Here is a 23,088-nt window from a genome sequence, read left to right on the forward strand (position 1 = left end):
AACGAATGACGTTGCGTCCGGGATGGGTCACACCACGACGTTCTCCAGCATCTCGGTCACCAGCGCCGCGATCGGCGAGCGCTCGGACCGGGTGAGGGTGACGTGGGCGAAGAGCGGGTGTCCCTTGAGCTTCTCGACGACCGCGACCACGCCGTCGTGGCGGCCCACCCGCAGGTTGTCGCGCTGGGCGACGTCGTGGGTGAGCACGACCTTGGAGTTGGCGCCGATCCGGGACAGCACGGTGAGCAGCACGTTGCGCTCGAGCGACTGGGCCTCGTCGACGATGACGAAGGAGTCGTGCAGCGAGCGGCCGCGGATGTGGGTCAGGGGCAGCACCTCGAGCATGCCGCGGTCGAGGATCTCGTCGACCACGTCGCGCGAGGTCAGCGCGCCGAGGGTGTCGAAGACGGCCTGCGCCCAGGGCGACATCTTCTCCGACTCCGATCCGGGCAGGTAGCCGAGCTCTTGGCCGCCGACGGCGAACAGCGGGCGGAAGACGACCACCTTCTTGTGCTGCTGGCGCTCCATCACCGCCTCGAGGCCGGCGCACAGGGCCAGCGCGGACTTGCCGGTGCCGGCGCGACCGCCCAGTGACACGATGCCGACCTCGGGGTCGAGCAGCAGGTCGAGGGCGACCCGCTGCTCGGCGCTGCGGCCGTGGATGCCGAACGCCTCACGATCGCCGCGGACCAGGTGGACCTGCTTGTCGGGCCCCACCCGGCCCAGGGCGGTGCCGCGCTCGGAGAGCAGCACCAGGCCGGTGTGACAGGGCAGCTCCCGGGCCTCGGCGAGGTCGAGCGTGCCGTCGTCGTACAGCTCGTCGAGATCGGCGGCGCTGACCTCCATCTCGGCCATGCCGCAGTAGCCGGTGTCGGAGTCGCTGATCGTCTCGCCGCGGTACTCCTCGGCGGCCAGGCCGACCGCCGAGGCCTTGATCCGCATCGGCAGGTCCTTGGAGACCAAGGTGACGTCGTGGCCCTCGTCGGCGAGATTGCGGGCGACCGCGAGGATCCGCGTGTCGTTGTCGCCGAGCCGGAAGCCCGACGGCAGCGACGAGGCGTCGGTGTGGTTGAGCTCCACGCGGACGCTGCCACCGTCCTCGCCCACCGGCACCGGCGTGTCGAGCCGGCCGTGGCTGACCCGCATCTCATCGAGCACCCGCAGCGCGCTGCGCGCGAAGTAGCCCAGCTCGGGGTGGTGCCGCTTGCCCTCGAGCTCGGTGATCACGACCACCGGCAAGACGACCTCGTGCTCGGCGAACCGGCGCAGTGCCCCCGGATCGGCCAGCAGCACGCTGGTGTCGAGGACATACGTACGGCGCCGGGTGCTGCTGTGTGCCCCATCGTGACTGGTTCCCACGACTCACCTCACCGGACCGCACGCGCCACGAGGGCCGCCCCGGCCCTATTCCTTGTGGACGGACCGGGCTGCGCGGTCGTGATGGTTCACGTCGGCCTCCCGATGTGGCCGGCTTCCCCACCTGCCACTGCCTCGGAAAGTACGCCGGGCAGGAGGCCGATTCGCGCGCCACGCCGCGACTCCCGCGTTAATGTCAGGTGACGCGTCGGTACGTCAGGTCGGTGATCGCGCGGCCCTTCGCGATGCCCTTGCGCTCGAACTTCGTCACCGGCCGCTCGGCCCAGCGCTCGACCACGCCGCCCTCGAGCGCCGGCTCCGCATCGAGCACCTCGACCATCTGCTGGGCGTAGTCGGCCCAGTCGGTCGCCAGCCGCCACAGGCCGCCGGGGGCCAGGCGGGAGGCGATCATGGCGGCATACTCCGGGTTGACCAGGCGCCGCTTGTGGTGGCGGGTCTTGTGCCACGGGTCCGGGAAGAAGGTCCACAGCTCGTCGATCGCGCCGGGGGCGATCAGGTGCTCGAGGGTCCACACCGCATCGACGCTGCTGAACCGGACGTTCGTCGCGCCGGCCTCGCCCACCCGGCCCAGGCCTTCGGCGACGCCGGGGCGCCAGACCTCGAGCGCCAGCACGTTGACGTCGGGGCGGGTCGCGGCCAGCGCGGCGGTCGCCTCCCCGACGCCGCCGCCGATCTCGACGACCAGCGGTGCCTCACGGCCGAACCATCGGGCCCAGGAGAAGTCGGGGTCGTCGACCCTCTCATCGGCGATCACCCAGCGCTCGGCGTAGGTGTCCCAGGCGGCCTGCTGCTTCGGGGTGAGCCGGCTGCCGCGGCGGGTGTAGGTGAGCACCTCCCGCATCCGACGACCGTCCTCGGTCTGCTTGTGGTGCGGTCGCGCCGGGCGGACGCCCTCCTCGCTCACGGGAACTCTCCTTGGTTCAGGTACCGCTGGTGGACGCCGACCAGGCGCATCCTCCGGAAGGGGCGCTGCGCGCGGCGCAGAGGATCCGCCGGGTCGGCTATCGAGTACGAGCGAGCCTCACCGACGCAGAAAGCCCCCGAGCCTAGCGGCTCGGGGGCTTCTTGCGTCGGTCAGACGATCACTTCGTGATCTTGGTGACCCGGCCGGCGCCGACGGTGCGGCCACCCTCGCGGATCGCGAACTTCAGACCCTCGTCCATGGCGATCGGCTGGATCAGCTCGACCGTCATGTCCGTGTTGTCGCCCGGCATGACCATCTCGGTGCCCTCGGGAAGGGTCACGACGCCGGTCACGTCGGTGGTCCGGAAGTAGAACTGCGGACGGTAGTTGTTGAAGAACGGCGTGTGACGGCCGCCCTCCTCCTTCGAGAGGATGTAGACGCTGGCCTCGAAGTTGGTGTGCGGGGTGGTGGTCCCCGGCTTCACCACGACCATGCCGCGCTCGACGTCCTCGCGCTTGGTGCCGCGCAGGAGCAGACCGACGTTCTCACCGGCCTGGCCCTCGTCGAGCAGCTTGCGGAACATCTCGACACCGGTGACGGTGGTCTTCTGCGAGCCCTCGCGGATGCCGATGATCTCGACCTCCTCGTTGACCTTGACGATGCCGCGCTCGATACGACCGGTGATGACGGTGCCACGACCGGTGATCGTGAAGACGTCCTCGACGGGCATGAGGAACGGCTTGTCGACCTCACGCTCGGGCTGCGGGATGTACTCGTCGACGGCCGACATGAGCTCGAGGACCGACTGGCCCCACTTCTCGTCGCCGTTGAGCGCCGGGAAGGCCGCAACGCGCACGACCGGAACGTCGTCGCCCGGGTACTCGTACTCGGAGAGGAGCTCGCGCACCTCCATCTCGACGAGCTCGATGAGCTCGTCGTCGTCGACCATGTCGCACTTGTTGAGCGCGACGACCAGGGCGGGCACGCCGACCTGGCGGGCGAGCAGCACGTGCTCGCGGGTCTGCGGCATCGGGCCGTCGGTCGCGGCGACCACCAGGATCGCGCCGTCCATCTGGGCGGCACCGGTGATCATGTTCTTGATGTAGTCCGCGTGACCGGGGCAGTCGACGTGCGCGTAGTGGCGCGCCTCGGTCTGGTACTCGATGTGCGCGATCGAGATCGTGATGCCGCGCTGGCGCTCCTCGGGAGCCTTGTCGATCTGGTCGAACGGCGAGGCCTCGTTGAGGTCCGGGTACGCGTCGTGCAGGACCTTCGAGATGGCCGCCGTCAGCGTGGTCTTGCCGTGGTCGATGTGACCGATCGTGCCGATGTTGACGTGCGGCTTGGTCCGCTCGAACTTCGCCTTAGCCACTGGGGCTCCTCCTGGTGTGTTGTTACTTGACTCGTACTAAAGGGGTGGTGCGCCGAGGGTCTGCATAGAGCAGTCCCGGTGGGGACTACTCGCCGCGCGCCTTCTTGATGATCTCGTCGGCGATGTTCGTGGGAACCTCGGCGTACGAGTCGAACTCCATCGAGTACGACGCCTGACCGGAGGTCTTGGACCTCAGGTCGCCAACGTACCCGAACATCTCGGACAGCGGCACGAGGGCGGCCACGACGATGTCGCCGTGACGCTCCTCCTGCGCGCGGATCTGACCGCGACGGCTGTTGATGTCACCGATGACCGTGCCGAGGAAGTCCTCGGGGGTGGTCACCTCGACGGCGAACACGGGCTCGAGGAGGACCGGGCGCGCCTGGCGCGCGGCCTCCTTGAACGCCTGGATGCCGGCGATCTTGAACGCGAGCTCGGACGAGTCGACGTCGTGGTAGGCGCCGTCCTCGAGGGCGACCTTCACGTCGACCATCGGGTAGCCGGCGAGGACGCCGAACTCCATGGCCTCCTGGGCGCCGTTGTCGACCGAGGGGATGTACTCGCGCGGCACGCGACCACCGGTCACGTTGTTGACGAACTCGTAGCCGGCACCCAGGCCGGTCTCCGGGTCGATGTTCGGTCCGATCGAGATGACGATCTTGGCGAACTGACCCGAGCCACCGGTCTGCTTCTTGTGGGTGTAGCTGTGGTTCGCGACGTCGCCGCGGATGGTCTCGCGGTAGGCGACCTGCGGCTTGCCGACGGTGGCCTCGACCTTGAACTCACGCTTCATCCGGTCGACGAGGATCTCCAGGTGGAGCTCGCCCATGCCGGAGATGATGGTCTGGCCGGTCTCCTCGTCGGTCTTCACGACGAAGGTCGGGTCCTCCTCGGCGAGCCGCCCGATGGCGACGCCGAGCTTCTCCTGGTCGGCCTTGGTCTTCGGCTCGATGGCGACCGAGATCACCGGGGCCGGGAAGGTCATCGACTCCAGCACGACCGGCTTGGCGTTGTCGGAGAGGGTGTGCCCGGTACGGGTGTCCTTGAGGCCCATGACGGCCACGATCTGGCCGGCACCGACCGACGCGATCTCCTCACGCTTGTTGGCGTGCATCTGGTAGACCTTGCCGATCCGCTCCTTGCGGCCGTTGCTCGCGTTGAGCACGGTCGCGCCGGCCTCGAGCTTGCCCGAGTAGACGCGGACGAAGGTCAGCTTGCCCAGGTGCGGGTCGGCGGCGATCTTGAACGCCAGCGCGGCCAGCGGCTCCTCGCTCGACGGCTTGCGGACGACCTCGTTCTCCTCGGTCTCCTCCGTACCCGGCTTGTGGCCGACGATGGCGTCCACGTCGAGCGGCGAGGGGAGGTAGTCGACGATCGCGTCGAGCAGGGGCTGCACGCCCTTGTTCTTGAACGCGGTGCCGGTGAGGATCGGGTTGACCTTGTCGCCCAGGGTGGCGCGACGGATGGCGGCCTTGAGGGTCGGCACGTCGAACGTGTCGCCGTCCTCGAGGTAGACCTCCATGATGTCGTCGTCGGCCTCGGCGAGGGTCTCGATGAGCTTCTCGCGGTACTCCGCGGCCTTGTCGGCGAGGTCGGCGGGGATCTCCTCGACGACGTAGTCCTCACCCTGCTGGGTCTCGCCGCGCCACAGCTTGGCGTTCATCTCGACCAGGTCGACGACGCCGATGAAGTCCTGCTCGGCACCGATCGGGATCTGCAGGACCAGCGGGGTGGAGTTGAGCTTCTGCACGATCGAGTCGACGACGCGGTAGAAGTCCGCGCCGGTCCGGTCGAGCTTGTTGACGAAGCACATCCGCGGGACGGCGTACTTGTTGGCCTGGCGCCACACGGTCTGCGACTGGGGCTCCACGCCGGCGACCCCGTCGAAGACCGCGACGGCGCCGTCGAGGACGCGCAGCGAGCGCTCGACCTCGACGGTGAAGTCGACGTGTCCGGGGGTGTCGATGATGTTGATCTGGTGCTTCTTCCACCAGCAGGTCGTCGCGGCCGACGTGATCGTGATGCCGCGCTCCTGCTCCTGCTCCATCCAGTCCATCGTGGCGCCGCCATCGTGGACCTCACCGATCTTGTAGGTGATGCCGGTGTAGAACAGGATGCGCTCGGTGGTGGTGGTCTTGCCGGCGTCGATGTGCGCCATGATGCCGATGTTGCGGACGGCGTTCAGGTCCGTCGTGATGTCGACTGCCACGTGAGTCAGCGTTCCTTAGGTCGGTGCTTTGAATCTCGGGAATGGAGCTGGTGGCGCCGGAGCGGGCGCCGTGGTGACGGGCCCGCTCCGACCGGGGATCACCAGCGGTAGTGAGCGAAGGCCTTGTTGGACTCGGCCATCTTGTGGGTGTCCTCGCGCTTCTTCACCGCGGCACCGAGGCCGTTGGCGGCGTCGAGGATCTCGTTCTGCAGGCGCTCGGCCATGGTCTTCTCACGACGCTCCTGGGCGTAGCCGACCAGCCAGCGCAGCGACAGCGTCGTGCCGCGGTTGCCCTTGACCTCGACGGGGACCTGGTAGGTCGCGCCACCGACGCGGCGGGACTTGACCTCGAGCGCGGGGCGCACGTTGTCGAGCGCGCGCTTGAGGGTGATGACCGGGTCGACGCCGGTCTTCTCACGGGTGCCCTCGAGAGCGGAGTAGACGATCCGCTGAGCGACCTGCTTCTTGCCGTCCTGGAGCACCTTCGACACCAGCTGGGTCACCAGCTGCGAACCGTAGACCGGGTCGACGTCGATCGGGCGCTTCGGCGCGGGGCCCTTGCGCGGCATGTCAGCTCTTCTCCTTCTTGGCGCCGTAGCGGCTGCGAGCCTGCTTACGGTTCTTCACGGCCTGGGTGTCCAGGGCGCCGCGGATGACCTTGTAGCGAACACCGGGCAGGTCCTTCACACGACCGCCGCGGACGAGCACGATCGAGTGCTCCTGGAGGTTGTGACCCTCACCCGGGATGTAGGCGGTGACCTCGACGCCGCTGGAGAGGCGCACGCGGGCGACCTTCCGCAGGGCGGAGTTCGGCTTCTTGGGGGTGGTGGTGTAGACGCGGGTACACACACCGCGTCGCTGGGGCGATCCCTTCAGGGCAGGCGTCTTGGTCTTCGACACCTTGTCCTGGCGGCCCTTGCGGACCAACTGCTGAATGGTGGGCACCTGGTGGTTCCCTTTCGTTTCTGTACTCACGGCTCGGCACGGTGCCGGGCTCGGGGTGAAGCGTTGCTGCTGAAGTGCCAGAGTGCTCCCCCGCGGGCCGCGCCGTTGAGGGCGGTCGGCCGGAGGGCATGCTCGACGTGCCGGGTGGCCCCAGACACGAGAATCGAGATTACCGGCGCCCCGAAGGCGGGTCAAAATGCGGAGCGCAGCCTGTGGACGACCGGGGATCAGGTCAGCCAGCGCGTGATCGGGTCGATCGCGAAGTAGACCACGAACAGACCGGCCACGACCCACAGCAGCGGGTGCAGCTCGCGAGCCTTGCCGCGGACCAGCTTGAGGAACACGTACGACACGAAACCGGCGCCGATGCCGACCGAGATCGAGTACGTGAACGGCATCAGCACGATGGTCAAGAAGGCGGGGATCGCGATCTCGACGTCGTCCCAGGCGATGCCGGTGATCTGCTGCATCATCAAGAAGCCGACCAGGACCAGGGCCGGGACGGCGGCCTCGGAGGGGATCATCGCGACCAGCGGCGAGGCGAAGACGGTCACCAGGAACAGCGCGCCGGTGACCACGGAGGCCAGGCCGGTGCGGGCGCCCTCGCCGACTCCCGAGGCCGACTCGATGTACGACGTGTTCGACGAGACGCCCGCCGCGCCACCGGCGATCGCGGCGACCGAGTCGACGACCAGGATCCGGTCGGCGTGGGGCGGCACGCCCTCCTCGTCGAGCAGCTCGGCCTCGGCCCCGATCGCGGTCATGGTGCCCATCGTGTCGAAGAAGTCGGCCAGCATGAGCGAGAAGACGAGGAGCAGCACGGTGACCACGCCGACCTTGTCCCACGAGCCGAGCAGGTCGAACTCGCCCAGCGTGCCGAAGTCGGGCGCGTGGAAGTCGCCGGACCAGGTCGGGACGGTGAGCGCCCAGCCGCCGGCCCTCTCGGCCGAGGCGCCGAGGTCGCCGACCGCCTCGACGACCACCGCGACCAGGGTCATCACGACGATCGAGATCAAGATCGCGCCGCGCACCTTGCGCACCCACAGGGCCAGCATGAGCAGCAGGCCCACGACGAACACCAGGACCGGCCAGCCGCTGAGGCTGCCGTCGGCGCCGAGCTGCACCGGGACGGTCGTCTGGGCGGCGTCGGGGATCCGCTTGACCACACCGGCGTCGACGAAGCCGATCAGGGCGATGAACAGGCCGATGCCGACCGAGATGGCGACCTTGAGCTGCGCGGGGACGGCGCGGAAGACCGCCGTACGGAAGCCGGTGAGGACCAGCACCAGGATGAGGACGCCCTCGATCACCACCAGGCCCATCGCGTCGGCCCAGGTCATCTGGCTGGCGACCGCGAACGCGAGGAAGGCGTTGAGGCCCAGGCCCGTGGCCAGCGCGAGCGGGTAGTTGGCGACGACGCCCATCAGGATCGTCAGCACGCCGGCCACCAGCGCCGTGCCGGCGGCGATCGCCGCGAGGTTCGGGGCACTCCCCCCGCCGAGGTACGCGCCGTCGATGTCGGTCGCGTAGCCCAGGATCAGCGGGTTCAGCACCACGATGTAGGCCATCGTGAAGAAGGTGACCACGCCGCCGCGGAGCTCCTGGCCGAGGCTGGAGCCCCGCTCGGAGATGCGGAAGAAGCGGTCGATCGGGTTCGCGGGGGCGAAGGATTCGGCCGAGTTCACGGCCGAAGCATGGCAGGCCCCACGACCGGGGTCGAGCCGGAGGTCATCCCGAGGCGTTCGGCGGCCGCCCGGCGCACGACCACGGCGAGCCCGACGCCCGCCAGCACCAGGGCGCCGCCGATCACCAGGGTCCAGCGCGCGCCGAACTGGTCGCCGACCCAGCCGATCAGCGGCGCGCCCAGCGGCGTGCCGCCCATCACGATCGTCATGTAGAGCGCCATCACCCGGCCGCGCAGGGCCGGGTCGGACTCGATCTGGAGCAGCGCGTTGCAGGAGTTGAGCACGGTGATCGTGGAGAAGCCGAGCAGTGGGCACAGCAGCACGAAGGCGAGGTACGACGGCGCCAGACCGGCCACCATCTCCAGCACCCCGAACGCGACCGCGGCACCCATCAGCAGCCGGACCCGGACCTGGGAGCGACCCGCGGCGACGAGTGCGCCGGCCAGCGAGCCGATGGCGAGCACCGACCCGAGCACGCCGTACTCCTTCGCGCCCTTGTCGAAGATCTCCGTGGCCATCAGGGCCGAGGTGATCTGGAAGTTCATGCCGAAGGTCCCGACGAAGAAGACGAGCACCAAGATCATCAGCATCTTGGGCTGGCCGCGCAGGTAGGCGACGCCCTCGCGCAGCATGCCGGGCGTGCGGGCGGCGGGGCGCGGGGAGTGGAGCGTGGCCTCGTCCATCCGGCGCAGCTGGGCGATGACGGCGAGGTAGGACAGCGCGTTGATCAGGATCACCCAGCCGGTGGCCCGCATCCCGCCGCCGAAGAGGCCGATGAGCAGGCCGGCGAGGCCGGGGCCGATGAGGCGGGCGGTGTTGAAGGCCGCCGAGTTGAGGCTCACGGCGTTGGCGACGTCCTCGGTGCCGACCATCTCGGAGACGAAGGCCTGGCGCGCGGGCGCGTCGAAGGCGGCGCCGATGCCGAAGACGAAGGCGATGACGTAGACGTGCCAGGTCTCGGCGGCGCCGACGGCGGCGACCACGCCGAGGGCGAGCGAGGCGAGCGCCATCACCGCCTGGGTGATCTGGAGCAGGACCTGCTTGGGGATGCGGTCGGCCACCACCCCGGCGTACGGCGAGAGCAGCAGCACCGGCAGGAACTGCAGACCGGTCGTGATGCCGAGCGCGGCTCCGCCGTTGCCGGGGATGGTCAGGACCAGCCAGTCCTGCGCGACACGCTGCATCCAGGTGCCGATGTTGGACACCAGGCTGCCGGCGAAGTAGAGCCGGTAGTTGGGGTGGGACAGGGAACGGAATCGGGGGCTCGTGGTCTCTCCTTCGGGTCAGTCGGCCTCAGCGAGGCGTTGCAGGATGGGGGCCGCGCGGCGCAGCACGTCGCGCTCCTCGGCGGTCAGGTCCTCGAGGCGGCGCGAGAGCCAGCGGTCGCGGCGGGTCAGGTCGGCGCTGACGACGGCCCGCCCCTCGCCGGTGATCCGGACCACGACCTGCCTGCCGTCGCTCGGATGCGCGCATCGCTCGACCAGCCCGGCGTCGGCCAGGGCGGTGACGGTGCGGGTCATGCTCGGCGGCTGCACCTGCTCGCGGGCAGCGAGCGCGCCGATGGTCAGGTCCCCCCACCGGTTGAGGGCGTAGAGCACCGCCATCGAGGACACGCTGAGGTCGTTGTCCGGGTGCCGCTCGCGGGCCAGCCGGCGCCGCAGGCGCATGACCGCGAACCGGAGCTCGGTGGCGAGCCCCGTGTTGGTGCGCACGTGCAGTTCGGGAGTCGGCATATCGTTAGCATAAGTCATTACCTCTGCTAAGCATTCCGGCCGGAGTAGCATGAATTCCGTGGAGCTCCGCGACGACCAGCCGACCCAGCACGAGTTCGGCAGCCGGACCTACCTGATCGCCCCCGTCGAGCCGCTCGACGTCGACGGCGTCCGCACCGTCCAGGTCGGCACCGTGCTCTTCCTCGTCGCCTTCCTCGGGCTGCTGCCGTTCTACGGCCGGCTCGAGGAGGACGGCCACACCTGGCTGCTGTGGATGTGCCTCACCGGTGTCGGCCTCGGCCTGCTCGGCTCGGAGTACTGCAAGCGCCGCCGCCAGGTCCGCACGGAGCGCGACCTCGACGTCGATGAGTGACACCGCTCCCCTGCCGCCCACCCGGTGGGCGCTGAGCGGTGACCGGACCTCGGGCTACGGCACCCGGTTCGCCGAGCTGATCGCCGACGGCGCCGACGTGGTCGGCGAGGCCCGGCTCGCCGACGTCCTCGTCGGGCGCGGCGCGACCATCCTCGACGCCGGCTCCGGCATGGGTCGGATCGGCGCCCACCTCGCCTCGCTGGGCCACCGGGTCACGGCCGCCGAGCCCGACCCGGCCCTCGTGGCCCAGTCGCGTCGCACCTTCCCGGACCTGCCGGTCGTACCGCTCGAGATCCTCGCCCTCACCCCCGCGGCGCTCACCGCCGCCGGCGCGCCCACCGCCTACGACCTGGTCGTCTGCGTCGGCAACGTGCTCACCTTCGTCGCCGACGGCACCGAGGTCGCGGTGCTTCGCCGGCTCGGCTCGCTGCTCGCCCCCGGTGGGCGGATCCTGGTCGGCTTCCATCTGCAGCAAGGACCGGCCACCGCGCGGGTCTACGCGCCGGAGGAGTTCGCAGCCGATGTCGAGGCCGCGGGGTTGGTCGTGCAGCACCGGTTCGGTGGGTACGACCTGCGGCCGGTCGACGACCTCTACGCGGTGGCGGTGTTGGCGCGGGGTTGACGTCTGGGTTGGTTCGAGTGCGGGGCTGGTGCGCTGCGAGAGGGACTCACGGTGTTGGTTTGGCGCTCGCTTCGCTCGCGCATGTCGCGCCGCCTGCCAACGCCGTTTCTTCCTCCCCCGCTCGCTCGTTCCTCGCTCGCTCCTCCGTCCAGAAACGGCGGGCGGCGCGACGAGAATCAGCTGGACGTCATGCATCACCGAGCGCCATTCCGCTGAATCTCGTCGGGCGCCCCGCGTGATCTGGACTGAGCGGAGCGAGCGACCGAGCGCCAGCGAGGAAGCGAGCGCAGCGAGGGAAGATCACGCGCCCAAGGGCGCCCGACATGCGCGAGCGAAGCGAGCGCCAAACAAACTGAGTCACGCAGCGCACCAACCCCGCGACGACCCGACCCTCAGGTCAAAATCTCTCGAGGTCGTCCAGCGAGATCGTGTCCACCACCGGCGGAGCGGGCGGCTGCGGCTGCTGCCGCTTGCTGAGCCGCACCTCGGAGTGCCCGCCGCACCCGTGCTGCAGGGCGACGACGCGGCCGTCGTCGTTGGCGTCGCCGTTGGCGCAGACGCCGAACAGCTCGGACAGCGGTCCGTTGAGCCGGACCAGGAAGCCGCAGGAGTGGCAGTGGTGGGGCGCGGACTTGGCGATCGGGGCGTCGGGGCCGGCGGCGCCGTCGTACCAGCGCTCGGCGGCGGCGTCGCGGCCCTCCGGGGACAGCACACGGACCCGGCCGAGGCCGAGGTCCTTGGCGACCTGGCGGATCTGGGCCTTGTCGTCGGTATCGAGCGGGTCGTCGCCGAAGGAGTACGTCGGCACCAGGCGCGCGTCGTCGTCGGTGACGGGCAGCAGGTCGCCGGGCGACATGTCGCCGGGCTGGAGACGGTCGCGGTAGGGCACCCAGGCGGGGGCGACGATGGCGTCGGAGCCGGGCAGCAGCACGACCTCGACGACGGTCACCTTGCGCTGGCGCGACGCCCGGGTGAGCGTGACGGCCCACTGCCAGCCGCGGTAGCCCCGGCGGGTGCATTCGAACAGGTGGGTGACGACGCGGAGCCCGTCGACCTGGTGACCGGTGTGGTCACCGACGTCGGAGGCGTCGACCTCCTCGAGCAACGCAGCGCGCGCGGCGTCGACGGCATCGGCGGTGGCGGCGTCGGTCAGCTTGCGCTCCAGGGTGGACACGGCCACAGCATCCCCCATCCACCACGTCATCGTCACGTCGGGGCAGGCAAGATAGAGGGGTGAGCACCCACGGACCCGATCCGCGACCGCCGCACCGCCCCCCGGGCGCCGGCGCCGGACCGAGCCCGGATGTCACCGAGACCGGCTCGATGCGCGCGGTCGGCACCAGCCTCGGCACCGGCGCCAAGGCGACCGCACGCGGCATGAAGGGCTTCGCCCGGGTCACCGGCCGGGCGAGCAAGGCGACGGTACGCACGGCGCGGAAGGCCGCCGGCGCCCAGGGCGCGGAGCGCTCGGGCCTCAACCGGCTCATCGAGCTGGCCGCGGCGAACGCGGCCGGCGACTCGGCGTTCGCCATCGCCTTGGCGGGCACGGTGTTCTTCGCGGGCGCCACCAGCGGCGAGCGAGGCCCCGTGCTGCTGTTCCTGGGACTCACGATGGTCCCGTTCGCCATCGTGGCGCCGTTGATCGGCCCCTTCCTCGACCGGTTCAGCCACGGTCGGCGCTGGGCGATCGGCGCCACCTTCGCGTTGCGCGCGTTCCTGTGCTGGGTGCTGGCCGGCACGCTGACCGACGGCTCGCCCTGGTTCTACGTCGCCGCGCTCGGCGTCCTCGTCTCGTCGAAGGCGTACGGCGTCGCCAAGGCCGCCGCGGTCCCCCGACTGCTCCCGCAGGAGATCACCCTCGTCAAGGCCAACGGCCGGGTCGCCCTGGCCGGCGTGGTCGGCGCCTGTGTCTCGGCGCCGCTCGCGGGCGCGGCGTACTGGATCGGCCCCGAGTGGGCCTGTCGCTACGCCTTCCTGGTGTTCACCGTCGGCACGGTCGCCGCGATCCTGCTCCCCGGCCGGGTCGACTCCTCCGCCGGAGAGGAGTCAGTCGACGCCCCGCGGGGCTCCGTCACCGGCGCGCGGCGCGGGCTGCCTCCGCGGGTCGCCTTCGCGCTCCGGGCCAACTGCGGACCGCGTCTGCTCTCGGGCTTCCTCACCATGTTCATGACGTTCGTGCTGATCACCGAGCCGCTCGACGGCTGGGAGAGCAAGACCCGTTCGACGCTGCTGGTGGGTCTGGTCGTCGGCGCCGCCGGGCTCGGCAACACGATCGGGATCGTGGTCGCCTCGCTCGCCCGCAGGATCAACCCCGCCGTCATGGTCGTGGTCGCCCTGATCGCCGACATCGTGGCGCTGGTGCTCGCCACCCTCTTCTACGGCCTGCTCCCGCTGGTGGCGCTCGGCCTGACGGTCGGCCTGATGCAGTACCTCGCGAAGGTGTCCCTCGACTCCACCATCCAAAGCGGCGTCCCCGTGCGAGCACACGCCAGCGCCTTCGCCAAGGGCGACACCACCTTGCAGCTGGCCTGGGTCTTTGGCGGGTTCCTCGGGGTGGTCATGTCCTACCCCGCCGTCAACGGCTTCGGCCTCGCCTTCGCCGCGGTGCTGCTGACCGTGTGGGCGGTGTTCGTGCTGCGCAGCAGGCCGCAGCGGCCCGCGCCGAGGCCGACGCCGGCCGCCTGACGCCAGGCTGAGGCCTCAGGCCTCCAGCTCGTCGGCGAGCGCGCGCAGCAGCTTGGCCACCGGCTGCGCCGTACGACGGTCGGGGTGCCGGCCGTGGCGGTACGCCTCGCCGACGCCGTCGAGCAGTCGGATCAGGTCCTCGACGATCGGGACCATCTCCTCGGGCTTCTTGCGCTTGGCCTGCTGCTGGTTGCGGGAGACCGAGGCGGGCGCGTCGAGGATGCGGACCTGGAGCGCCTGCTCGCCACGGCGCCCCTGGGCGATGCCGAACTCGACGCGGGTGCCTGCCTTGAGGGTGGCCACGCCCTCGGGCAGCGCGTCGGCGCGGACGTAGACGTCCTCGCCGCCCTGCTGGGAGAGGAAGCCGAAGCCCTTCTCCGCGTCGTACCACTTCACCTTGCCAGTCGGCACGGGTCCGCCCAACCTCTCGTCGTCACAGGCGTGCGCCCCGGTCGGGCGCGCGCGGCACATCGTAGTGTCAGCGCCTATTCTCCCGGACGTGGCAACCGAATTGACGCCCCCGGCGCTGCCGGCGCCGCCCCTGCCCCTCACGACCGAGCGGCTGGTGCTGCGCACCGTGCTGCCCACCGACAGCGCGGCGATCGGCGCCTACTGCGCGGACCCGGAGGTCACCCGGTACCTGCCGTTCCCGGCGCTCGACGCCGAGGGTCTGGCCGCGCGGATGGAGCGGCTGGTCGCCGGTACGGCGCCGTCGGTGCCGGGCGAGATCCTGGCCCTGGCCGTCGTCCACGACGGGGTGCTGGTCGGCGACCTGATGCTGCGCTTCACCGACCGTCACGGCGAGGCGGACCCGCCGGCGATCGGCGAGCTGGGCTGGGTGTTCGACCCGGGGTACGCCGGGCGCGGGTTGGCGACCGAGGCGGCCCGGGCGCTGGTCGACCTGGCGTTCACGCACTACCCGCTGCACCGACTGATGGCGCGGCTCGACCCGCGCAACCTCCCCTCGGCGCGGCTGTGCGAGCGGCTCGGGATGCGCCACGAGGCGCACACCCGCGAGGACTACGCCGACCGCGACGGATCGTGGAGCGACACCGCCGTCTACGGCCTGCTGCGCCGCGAGTGGGCCGCCGCCTGAGCCCGGTCAGTCCTTGCGCTCGACCCGCATGGTGCGGTCGCCGAAGCGCACCTCGTCGCCGGCGAGCAGGGTGCTCGGGCGGCCGGGCGACAGCGAGCGCGACATCCCCCTTCGGACGACATAGGACCCGTTGGTCGACCCACGGTCCATCACCACGAGCGCGCCGTCGGGGGCGACCTGGAACTGGGCGTGGGTCTTGGACAGCGACATGTCCGAGGAGCGCAGCGGTACGACGTGCCGCGCCTCCTCCCCCGGCCGCGGCTCCGGTCGCCGGCCGACCAGCGCCAGCCCCTCGACCACGAACGCCTCCCCGGTGTCGAACGCCACCCGCCAGCGCACCGTCGCGGGGCTCGGCGGCACCGCCGGCTCGCTGCCCGGCTCGGGCCGGACCCGGGTCTGCTCGACCGGGATCCGGACCGCGGGAGCGGCGGCCGGGGCGGGGGCCGCGGCCGGCGGCGTCGGCCGGGCCTGGGGCGCCCTGACCGGTGGAGCGGGGGCCGGGGTGGCGGGCCCCGGTGGAGCGGGGGCCGGGATGGCGGGGGCCGGGATGGCGGGCGCCGGGATGGGGGTCGGGTCCGGGACCGGCGTGGGGTGCTCCGCGACCGGGGAGGGCAGCAGCCGCATCGCGGTGAGGTTCACGATCTGCTGGGGCCGCTCGGGCTCCGGGGCGGCCGCGTCCGGCCGCGGCCGGACGTCGACGACGATCGCGTCGCCGATCCGGTCGTGGAGGCCGCGGCGCTGACGCGCGGGGTCCATCGCGGCGGTCCAGGCGAAGGTCGCCAGGCCCAGCCCGACGGTGGGCAGCCCGGCCAGCCCGAGCACGATCCCCCGCAGCAGGGCGGCGCCGACGCCGATCGGACGGCCCGTCGTCCGCCGCAGCACGCGCAGGCCGGTCGCGGCCTTGCCGGGGGTGAGGCCCGTCGTACCGACCAGGACGGCGAGGACCAGTCCGACCAGGGCCGCGACGCCGAGGAAGGTGAGCACGACGACGACCCCGCCGGGGTCGGCCAGCCGCCACACACCGAAGGCAGCCGCCGCGGCGAGGCCCCAGCCCACCGCCCGGTCGATGACGGAGGCGGTGAACCGTCGCTCCATCTCCGCCGGACGGAGGTCACCGGCGGCGAGGGGTGGCGGGGTGGGGACGTGCGACATGCGGGGGTGCTCCGAGTAGCGGCGGGATCAGGGACGGGTGACCTGGATGGTGACCCCGTCACCGAGGTTGATGATCGCGCCGGGGATCAGCTGGACGGCGATGCCGGGCTTGAGATCCTCCGGTCCGAGACCCGGCTGGACCAGGACGGTGCCGTTGGTCGAGCCCATGTCGGTGACGACGGCGGTGCCGAGGTCGGCGCCGGTGCCGGGACGGACCTCGACATGGGTCGAGGAGATCTCGTGGAGTCGGCTCGGCACGGTGACCAGCATCGGCTGCTCGGTCGAGGTGAACCGGCGCGCCTCCGGCGCCCGGCCGATCAGCACCGCGCGGTCGACGATGATCGACTGCCCGTCGGAGACCAGCAGCTTGGCGACCGGCTGGGCGCCCGGCGGCGCGGCAGGGGTGCCGGGCACCGACGGGACCAGCGGTGCCGGCGGCTCGCCGGCACCCGCGACGGTGAACCCGTCGTGCTCGACGCCGGGTCCGGGCGGAGCGGCCGGGGCGCCCACGGGCTCCCAGGAGCCGATCGGCAGCGGCGGGGCGTCGGAGGCGTCCGGAGCCGGCGGCCCGGGGACGCCCGGCGGCGGAGGCGGCACCCAGCCCGGCGGTGCGACCTCGGTCGCACCGCCCAGCGGCGGGTACGTCGGCGGGGGCACGCCCGCCGTGGCCGACTCGTCGAGCGGGTCGCCGGCGAGGCCGTCGACGAGCGCGGCAGCCGGCTCCGCGGCGGGCTCGGCGTCGGCTGCCGGCGTGTCCCAGGGGGTCACCCAGCCGTCGGGCGCGGGCTCCTGAGGAGCCTCCTCGGCGACCGGCTCCTCGACGCTCTCCATGACCTCGGTGACCGGACCGTCGTCGAGGTAGGCCGCCTCGGTCACCGCGACCGCACCCTCGTCGAGCGGGCTGGGCTCGTCGGCCGCCAGCTGCGCGGGCTCCGGCTCGGGCTGGGGCGCGGACTCCGGCTCCGGCTCGGGTCCGGCGGCCGGCTCGGCCACGGGCACCGGCTCGGCGACGGGCACCGGCTCGGCGACGGCGGCCGCCACCACGGCCGGGCGGTCGATCCGGCCGACCCGGACCAGGCCGGTGAGGATCGGGTAGTCGGTGTCGTCCGCCTCACCCGGCTGGTCCTCGGGAAGGCTGATGCTCAGCGCGGTGACGTCGTCGAGGCTGCGTTCGACCCAGGTGTGGCTGGCGCCGCCGTCGACGGTCACGGTCTCGCCCGCCGCGGTGACGGTGGCGACCACGTCGGCGCCGCGCAGCAGGAAGCGGGTGGGGCCCTCGTCGGTGCTGACCAGCACGAACCCGGGGATCCGGCTCAGGCCCGAGGCGAGCAGCCCGTCGAGCACGTCGTCGAAGCCGGCGCCGCCGTCGACCAGCGCCCAGAGACCGACCACCTGGTCCTTCTGCGACGCGGGCAGCACGATGGCGGCCTCCGGCCCGAAGACGGCGTACCAGGCGCCGCTGCGGTACGACCAGGCAGTGGCAGTGCCGCTCTCGCTCATGGGAGTGCCCCCAACTTCTGCTCCAGACTCAGCCGCTGCGCGTGCGAGTCGTACGGGTCAACGTGCGCCAATCCCACCACATCGACCACGACCGCCGTCGCGTTGTCGTGCCCGCCCGCGGTGAGCGCCGCGGCGACCAGCGCGTCGGCGGCGTCGCGTGGGTCGTCGTGCCCGGCGAGGATCGAGGCGATGGTCACGTCGTCCACCATGCCACTCACGCCGTCGGAGCACAGCAGCAGGCGCTCGGCGGCGGCGAGGGGCAGCAGATAGTAGTCGGCGGCGCCGCTGACCGCGCCCGGCATCGCCGCGCCGCCGAGCGCGCGGGTGACGACATTGCGGTTCGGATGGGTGGCCGCGTCGTCGCGTGTGATCCGGCCGGCGTCGACCAGCTCCTGGACCAGGCTGTGGTCGACGCTGACCTGCTCGAGCTCGCCCTCGTTCCACCGGTAGATCCGCGAGTCGCCCACGTTGGCGAGCAGCCAGTGCGGGCGGTCGGCGGACTGCACGAGCAGCGCGAGGACGACGGTCGTGCCGGCCGCGAAGCCGTCGCCGGCCCCGGCCGCACGCTGCTCCTCGTCGTAGGCGAGCAGCCGGTCCTGCGCCGCCTGGAGCGCGGCGTCGACGGCGACGGTGCCGTCCTCGAGGTCGTACGCGCGGTCGACCAGGCGGGCGAGCTCCTCGACGGCGTACCTGCTGGCGACGTCGCCGCGGTCGTGCCCGCCCATCCCGTCGGCCACCACGAAGACGGGCGGGTCGGCCAGGAAGGCGTCCTCGTTGACCTCGCGGACCAGGCCGACATCGGTCGCGGCACCGTGGTGCAGCTCGACCCGGTTCATCGATGTCCTAGGTTGGGCATCGTGGGAGCGGGACCGAGCGGACACCGGTCGTTGGCCGACCAGCTGCGGTCGTGGCCCGACGATCGGCTCCAGCGCCTGCTCACCGCTCGTCCCGACCTGGCCACCCCTGCCCCTCACGACTTCGGACAACTCGCGTCCCGCGCTGCGGTGAGGAACTCGATCGCTCGTGCGCTCGACGGCCTCACCCGAGGCGAGCTCTCGGTACTGGATGCCCTCGTCGTCGCCGGCCAAACCACCGATCCGCAAGTCGCCGCGATCGTCTACGCGGAGCCGGCGTACGTCCCCGCGACGCTCGCCCGGCTGCGCGACCTGGCGGTCGCGTGGGACACCCCCGAGGGGCTGCGGGCGCTGAGCGGCGTGGCCGACGCGATGGTCGGCGGACCGGACGCCGGGGCCAGCGGGCTGCGGCCCCGGACGCCGTCCCCGCGCCCGGGCCCGGAGATCGCGGAGGCGCTGGCCGCTGTGCCGTCGAGCGCCCGGGCGCTGCTGGACCACGTCATCGCCGAGGGAGGTACGGCGAAGTCCGGCTCCGTGCGGGTCGGGCTGCGCCCCGAGGACGCCGAGACGCCGGCCGAGCTGCTCGTCGCGCATCGGCTGCTGGTCCCCGGCGGCTCGCTCCTGCCCGGGTTGCTGGTCGTGCCGGGCGAGGTGGGCCTCGCGGTCCGCGGCGGCCGGACGACGACCGAGCCGGTCGACGTCGCGCCGCCGGTCGCCTCGGAGGAGCGCTCGCCGCGGCTGGCGACGAGTGCCGCGCTGGGCGCCGCCACGGACGTCGTACGACGGGTCGGGCTGCTCCTCGAGTGGTGGGGCACCCGGCCGGCGGCCGCGCTGCGCACCACCGGCCTGGGGGTGCGCGAGCTGCGGGCGGCCGCGGCCCAGCTGCAGGTGCCGGAGCCGGAGGCGGCGCTGCTGGTCGAGCTCGCCCACGAGGCGGGCCTGGCCGCCACCCGCGCGGACGCGGACGGGAACCCGGTGTGGGTGCCGACGTCGGCGTTCGACGAGTGGGCCGAGCGGCCGGCGGCCGAGCGCTGGACCGTGCTCGCGCGGGCCTGGCTGTCGAGCCCGCGGCTGCCGTCGCTGGTCGGCGAGCGCGGTCCGGACCAGAAGCCCTGGAACGCGCTCACCCCCGAGCTCTCCGCGGCGGGCATGCCCGAGGCCAAGGCGATGGCGCTCGCCGTCCTCGCCGGTCTGCCCGACGGACACGGCCTCGCCGCCGGCACCGGCCTGCCGTCGCTGGTCGCGCGGGTCGCCTGGGAGCGACCACGGCGGCCGCGGACCCGGCCCGACCTGGTGGCGTGGGCGGTCGCCGAGGCGGCGGTGCTCGGGCTGACCGGAGCCGGCGTGTTGGCGCCGTACGCCCGGGCGCTGCTGGCCGGCGCCGACCCGGCACCCGCGCTGGCCGAGCTGCTGCCGCCGCCGGTCGACCACGTGCTGATCCAGGCCGACCTCACCGCCGTCGCGCCAGGCCCCCTCGAGCCGGACCTGGCCCGGCAGCTCCAGCAGGTCGCCGACGTCGACTCCCACGGCGCCGCGACGGTCTACCGCTTCACCCCCGACTCGGTACGCCGCGCGCTGGACGCCGGCTGGACCGCAGCCGAGCTGCACGCGTTCGTGCTCGCCGCCTCCCGTACGCCGGTCCCGCAGCCGCTGAGCTACCTGATCGACGACGTGGTCCGCTCCTTCGGCCGGCTCCGGGTCGGGCTGGCGTCGTCGTTCGTGCGCTCCGAGGACGAGGCCGCGCTGGCCGCACTGGTCAACCATCCGAAGGCCTCCGGGCTCGGGCTGCAGCGGATCGCGCCGACCGTGGTGGTCTCGACGCTGCCGATCGACGTACTCCTGCCCCGGCTGCGCGAGCTCGGCCTGGCGCCGGTGGTCGAGGGCCCCGACGGTGTGGTCCGGGTCGGCACCCCCGACTCGCTGCGCGCCCGCACCCCCCGCACCCGCGAGAGCGCCGACGCCGCCCGCTCGGCGGCCCGCCAGGCCGCCCAGGTCGTCGCGGCGGTGGCCACGCTGCGTGAGGGCGACGAGGTCGCCCGCACCCGTCCCGCATCCGCCTCGGCCCCCGGCGGCGGTGTCCTGTCCGCGCTCCGCGACGCGATCGAGCGGCGCGGCGCCGTGCTGATCGGCTTCACCGACAACCAGGGCGTGGTCTCCGAGCGCGCCGTCCTCCCCCTCGTCGTCGAGGGCGGCCAGCTCACGGCGCTGGACGCCGACGCCGAGGAGGACGACCCGGACGCGGAGCGGCGCTACGCCGTCCACCGGATCAGCCGGGTCATCCCCGTCACGTAAACTCGTGCGGTGACAGACGGACCCCTGATCGTGCAGTCGGACAAGTCGCTGCTGCTGGAGGTCGACCACCCGCAGGCCGCGGAGTGCCGCAAGGCGATCGCGCCGTTCGCCGAGCTCGAGCGCTCGCCGGAGCACATCCACACCTACCGGCTGACCCCGCTGGGGCTGTGGAACGCACGCGCCGCCGGCCACGACGCGGAGCAGGTCGTCGACACGCTGCTGACCTGGTCGCGCTACCCGGTCCCCCACGCGCTGCTGGTCGACGTCGCCGAGACGATGGCCCGCTACGGCCGCGTGCGCCTCGAGAAGCACCCCGGCCACGGCCTGGTGCTGGCCTCCAGCGACCGGCCGGTGCTGGAGGAGGTGCTGCGCGCCAAGAAGATCGCCGGCATGCTCGGCGACCGGCTCGACGATGACACCGTCGCCGTCCACCCCTCCGAGCGCGGCAACCTCAAGCAGGCGCTGCTCAAGCTGGGCTGGCCGGCCGAGGACTACGCCGGGTACGTCGACGGCGAGGCCCATCCGATCGCGCTCGCCGAGCAGGACTGGACGCTGCGCGACTACCAGCGCGACGCGGCGGAGTCGTTCTGGCACGGCGGGTCCGGGGTCGTCGTGCTCCCCTGCGGCGCCGGCAAGACGCTGGTCGGCGCGGCCGCGATGGCGCACGCGCAGGCCACCACGCTGATCCTGGTGACCAACACCGTGAGCGCCCGGCAGTGGAAGGACGAGCTGGTCCGGCGGACCTCGCTGTCCGAGGACGAGATCGGCGAGTACTCCGGGACCGTCAAGGAGATCCGCCCGGTCACCATCGCGACGTACCAGGTGATCACGACCAAGCGAAAGGGCGTCTACCCGCACCTCGAGCTGTTTGACGCGCGCGACTGGGGCCTGATCGTCTACGACGAGGTCCACCTCCTGCCCGCGCCGATCTTCCGGATGACCGCGGACCTGCAGGCCCGGCGGCGGATCGGGCTGACCGCGACCCTGGTCCGCGAGGACGGCCGCGAGGGCGACGTGTTCTCCCTGATCGGCCCGAAGCGGTACGACGCCCCGTGGAAGGACATCGAGGCGCAGGGCTGGATCGCGCCCGCCGACTGCGTCGAGGTCCGGGTCTCGCTGCCGGACGCGTCGCGGATGACGTACGCGACCTCCGAGCCGGAGGAGCGGTACCGGCTCGCGGCATGCACCCCCGAGAAGGTGGGCGTGGTCCGTGACCTCGTCACCCGCCACGCCGGGCAGCCGACCCTCATCATCGGGCAGTACCTCGAGCAGCTCGACGAGCTCGCCACCGCGCTCAACGCACCCGTCATCACCGGGCAGACGCCGGTGAAGGAGCGACAGCGGCTCTTCGAGGGCTTCCGCTCGGGCGAGATCGGGCTGCTGGTGGTCTCGAAGGTCGCCAACTTCTCCATCGACCTGCCGTCGGCCGAGGTGGCCATCCAGGTCTCCGGCTCCTTCGGCTCCCGTCAGGAGGAGGCGCAGCGGCTCGGCCGCCTGCTCCGGCCCGGTGAGCCCGGGCCTGACGGCGAGCGGAAGGTCGCGCACTTCTACACGATCGTGTCGCGCGACACCGTCGATGCGGAGTTCGCGCAGAACCGGCAGCGGTTCCTGGCCGAGCAGGGGTACGCCTACCGGATCATCGACGCCGAGGACCTGGGGACGGCTCCCTCAGCGGACCAGGCGTGACGGGACGACGGTGACCTCGAAGGGCACCGTCGCGGTCCACTCCTCGTCGCCGCCGATGGCCGCGACCGATCCGTAGCCGGACTCACCCAGCTCCCACACGATCATCGAGACCTCGTTGTCGTCGTCGCCAGGATCGACCACCCAGTACGACGCGACTCCCGTGCGCTCGTAGAGCCGCTTCTTGCGGACCAGGTCACGGCTGCGCGTGCGCGGCGAGAGGATCTCGACGGTCAGCAGCGGCGCGCTGTCGAGACCTCGCTCTCCCAGCTTGTCCTTCTCGAAGACCACAAGATCGGGCTCGACGACGGAGTGCTCCTCGAGGGCCACGTCCAGCGGCGCGAACAGCACCATCAAGCCCTCCTGACATGCGTCGTCGAGCAGCCGGAACAGGCGAGCGCACACCACCTGGTGTCGCGAGCGCGGCGAGGGCGACACGACGATCTCACCCTCGATGAGCTCGTAGCGGTTGCCGTCGTCCGGCATCGCGTCGAGGTCCGCCCGCGTCTTCGGCGCAGCTCGTGCCGTCATGCTTCCCATGGTGCCTCACTTCCCGAGACGGCTGAAGGTCCATGCCGGCGATCATCCGCTCCAATCGCGGATTCTCCGAACACGGACCTCCAGCCT

At 72.0% G+C, this 23,088-nt stretch carries 21 protein-coding genes; 6 read left to right on the forward strand and 15 right to left on the reverse strand.

Going from position 1 to position 23,088, the window contains the following annotated elements:
* Nucleotides 1-27 precede the first annotated feature (27 nt).
* From ACUP6Y_RS19520 to ACUP6Y_RS19560, 9 genes are all read right to left on the reverse strand, one after another.
* A complete protein-coding gene (locus ACUP6Y_RS19520) occupies nucleotides 28-1,359 on the reverse strand; it encodes a PhoH family protein (RefSeq protein ID WP_462552523.1) in 1,332 nt (443 codons plus the stop codon).
* Between the two features lie 193 nt (nucleotides 1,360-1,552).
* Nucleotides 1,553-2,281, reverse strand: a complete 729-nt coding sequence (gene trmB, locus ACUP6Y_RS19525; protein ID WP_462552524.1) for a tRNA (guanosine(46)-N7)-methyltransferase TrmB — start codon at nucleotides 2,279-2,281, stop codon at nucleotides 1,553-1,555.
* 178 nt (nucleotides 2,282-2,459) lie between these two features.
* Entirely contained in the window at nucleotides 2,460-3,653 is a 1,194-nt protein-coding gene (tuf, locus tag ACUP6Y_RS19530) for an elongation factor Tu (protein ID WP_141800192.1), read from the reverse strand.
* An 85-nt stretch (nucleotides 3,654-3,738) separates the two neighbouring features.
* The gene (gene fusA, locus ACUP6Y_RS19535; protein ID WP_462552525.1) at nucleotides 3,739-5,862 is read right to left on the reverse strand and encodes an elongation factor G; all 2,124 of its coding nucleotides are present in this window, start codon (nucleotides 5,860-5,862) and stop codon (nucleotides 3,739-3,741) included.
* 98 nt (nucleotides 5,863-5,960) lie between these two features.
* Nucleotides 5,961-6,431 (reverse strand): 30S ribosomal protein S7, encoded by a 471-nt coding sequence (rpsG, locus tag ACUP6Y_RS19540; RefSeq protein ID WP_203048417.1) that lies wholly within the window; start codon nucleotides 6,429-6,431, stop codon nucleotides 5,961-5,963.
* 1 nt (nucleotide 6,432) lies between these two features.
* Nucleotides 6,433-6,807 (reverse strand): 30S ribosomal protein S12, encoded by a 375-nt coding sequence (gene rpsL / locus ACUP6Y_RS19545; RefSeq protein WP_203048413.1) that lies wholly within the window; start codon nucleotides 6,805-6,807, stop codon nucleotides 6,433-6,435.
* Nucleotides 6,808-7,034: 227 nt separating this feature from the next.
* On the reverse strand, nucleotides 7,035-8,492 hold the full coding sequence (locus tag ACUP6Y_RS19550) for an NCS2 family permease (protein ID WP_462552526.1): 1,458 nt from the start codon (nucleotides 8,490-8,492) through the stop codon (nucleotides 7,035-7,037).
* Entirely contained in the window at nucleotides 8,489-9,739 is a 1,251-nt protein-coding gene (locus ACUP6Y_RS19555) for an MFS transporter (protein ID WP_462556776.1), read from the reverse strand. The genes ACUP6Y_RS19550 and ACUP6Y_RS19555 overlap by 4 nt, the downstream gene beginning before the upstream one ends.
* A gap of 36 nt (nucleotides 9,740-9,775) precedes the next feature.
* Complete coding sequence (locus tag ACUP6Y_RS19560) at nucleotides 9,776-10,225, reverse strand: MarR family transcriptional regulator (protein ID WP_462552528.1); 450 nt, start codon at nucleotides 10,223-10,225, stop codon at nucleotides 9,776-9,778.
* Nucleotides 10,226-10,283: 58 nt separating this feature from the next.
* On the opposite strand from ACUP6Y_RS19560, the gene ACUP6Y_RS19565 reads away from it, so the two are divergent.
* Both ACUP6Y_RS19565 and ACUP6Y_RS19570 read left to right on the forward strand, forming a co-directional pair.
* Nucleotides 10,284-10,577, forward strand: coding sequence for a DUF2530 domain-containing protein (locus ACUP6Y_RS19565; RefSeq protein WP_462552529.1), 294 nt, complete (start codon nucleotides 10,284-10,286; stop codon nucleotides 10,575-10,577).
* On the forward strand, nucleotides 10,570-11,199 hold the full coding sequence (locus tag ACUP6Y_RS19570; protein WP_462552530.1) for a class I SAM-dependent methyltransferase: 630 nt from the start codon (nucleotides 10,570-10,572) through the stop codon (nucleotides 11,197-11,199). The genes ACUP6Y_RS19565 and ACUP6Y_RS19570 overlap by 8 nt, the downstream gene beginning before the upstream one ends.
* 397 nt (nucleotides 11,200-11,596) lie before the next feature.
* Here the strand turns inward: ACUP6Y_RS19570 and ACUP6Y_RS19575 are convergent, their stop codons facing one another.
* Entirely contained in the window at nucleotides 11,597-12,373 is a 777-nt protein-coding gene (locus ACUP6Y_RS19575; protein WP_462552531.1) for a DUF3027 domain-containing protein, read from the reverse strand.
* A gap of 59 nt (nucleotides 12,374-12,432) precedes the next feature.
* Here ACUP6Y_RS19575 and ACUP6Y_RS19580 point away from each other — a divergent pair, with 59 nt between their 5' ends.
* Nucleotides 12,433-13,884 (forward strand): MFS transporter, encoded by a 1,452-nt coding sequence (locus tag ACUP6Y_RS19580; RefSeq protein ID WP_462552532.1) that lies wholly within the window; start codon nucleotides 12,433-12,435, stop codon nucleotides 13,882-13,884.
* 15 nt (nucleotides 13,885-13,899) lie between these two features.
* Here the strand turns inward: ACUP6Y_RS19580 and ACUP6Y_RS19585 are convergent, their stop codons facing one another.
* On the reverse strand, nucleotides 13,900-14,295 hold the full coding sequence (locus tag ACUP6Y_RS19585; protein WP_462552533.1) for a cold-shock protein: 396 nt from the start codon (nucleotides 14,293-14,295) through the stop codon (nucleotides 13,900-13,902).
* Nucleotides 14,296-14,383: 88 nt separating this feature from the next.
* Between ACUP6Y_RS19585 and ACUP6Y_RS19590 the strand changes: the two genes are divergently transcribed.
* Nucleotides 14,384-14,980, forward strand: coding sequence for a GNAT family N-acetyltransferase (locus ACUP6Y_RS19590; protein WP_462552534.1), 597 nt, complete (start codon nucleotides 14,384-14,386; stop codon nucleotides 14,978-14,980).
* A 6-nt stretch (nucleotides 14,981-14,986) separates the two neighbouring features.
* On the opposite strand, the gene ACUP6Y_RS19595 is transcribed toward ACUP6Y_RS19590, so the two are convergent.
* The 3 genes from ACUP6Y_RS19595 to ACUP6Y_RS19605 are packed head-to-tail and all read right to left on the reverse strand — an operon-like array spanning nucleotide 14,987 to nucleotide 18,468.
* A complete protein-coding gene (locus ACUP6Y_RS19595) occupies nucleotides 14,987-16,132 on the reverse strand; it encodes an RDD family protein (RefSeq protein WP_462552535.1) in 1,146 nt (381 codons plus the stop codon).
* Between the two features lie 27 nt (nucleotides 16,133-16,159).
* Nucleotides 16,160-17,632, reverse strand: coding sequence for an FHA domain-containing protein (locus tag ACUP6Y_RS19600; RefSeq protein WP_462552536.1), 1,473 nt, complete (start codon nucleotides 17,630-17,632; stop codon nucleotides 16,160-16,162).
* Nucleotides 17,629-18,468, reverse strand: a complete 840-nt coding sequence (locus tag ACUP6Y_RS19605) for a PP2C family protein-serine/threonine phosphatase (protein WP_462552537.1) — start codon at nucleotides 18,466-18,468, stop codon at nucleotides 17,629-17,631. Before ACUP6Y_RS19605 ends, ACUP6Y_RS19600 begins: the two co-directional genes overlap by 4 nt.
* A gap of 21 nt (nucleotides 18,469-18,489) precedes the next feature.
* On the opposite strand from ACUP6Y_RS19605, the gene ACUP6Y_RS19610 reads away from it, so the two are divergent.
* Nucleotides 18,490-20,778 carry a helicase-associated domain-containing protein gene (locus tag ACUP6Y_RS19610; protein WP_462552538.1) on the forward strand — a complete coding sequence of 763 codons (2,289 nt, stop codon included), beginning with the start codon at nucleotides 18,490-18,492 and terminating at the stop codon, nucleotides 20,776-20,778.
* 9 nt (nucleotides 20,779-20,787) lie between these two features.
* A complete protein-coding gene (locus ACUP6Y_RS19615) occupies nucleotides 20,788-22,464 on the forward strand; it encodes a DNA repair helicase XPB (RefSeq protein ID WP_462552540.1) in 1,677 nt (558 codons plus the stop codon).
* On the opposite strand, the gene ACUP6Y_RS19620 is transcribed toward ACUP6Y_RS19615, so the two are convergent.
* Complete coding sequence (locus ACUP6Y_RS19620) at nucleotides 22,447-22,992, reverse strand: Uma2 family endonuclease (protein ID WP_462552541.1); 546 nt, start codon at nucleotides 22,990-22,992, stop codon at nucleotides 22,447-22,449. The genes ACUP6Y_RS19615 and ACUP6Y_RS19620 overlap by 18 nt on opposite strands.
* Nucleotides 22,993-23,088: the final 96 nt, after the last annotated feature.

It is taken from the genome of Nocardioides sp. S5-5 (assembly GCF_054954065.1).

What these genes read in the sequence shown, in the direction of transcription:
- rpsG (WP_203048417.1), bottom strand. Translation starts at nt 6,431, where the DNA reads ATGCCGCGCAAGGGCCCCGCGCCGAAGCGCCCGATCGACGTCGACCCG.
- ACUP6Y_RS19560 (WP_462552528.1), bottom strand. Translation starts at nt 10,225, where the DNA reads ATGCCGACTCCCGAACTGCACGTGCGCACCAACACGGGGCTCGCCACC.
- ACUP6Y_RS19570 (WP_462552530.1), top strand. Translation starts at nt 10,570, where the DNA reads ATGAGTGACACCGCTCCCCTGCCGCCCACCCGGTGGGCGCTGAGCGGT.
- ACUP6Y_RS19595 (WP_462552535.1), bottom strand. Translation starts at nt 16,132, where the DNA reads ATGTCGCACGTCCCCACCCCGCCACCCCTCGCCGCCGGTGACCTCCGT.
- ACUP6Y_RS19600 (WP_462552536.1), bottom strand. Translation starts at nt 17,632, where the DNA reads ATGAGCGAGAGCGGCACTGCCACTGCCTGGTCGTACCGCAGCGGCGCC.
- ACUP6Y_RS19605 (WP_462552537.1), bottom strand. Translation starts at nt 18,468, where the DNA reads ATGAACCGGGTCGAGCTGCACCACGGTGCCGCGACCGATGTCGGCCTG.
- ACUP6Y_RS19620 (WP_462552541.1), bottom strand. Translation starts at nt 22,992, where the DNA reads ATGACGGCACGAGCTGCGCCGAAGACGCGGGCGGACCTCGACGCGATG.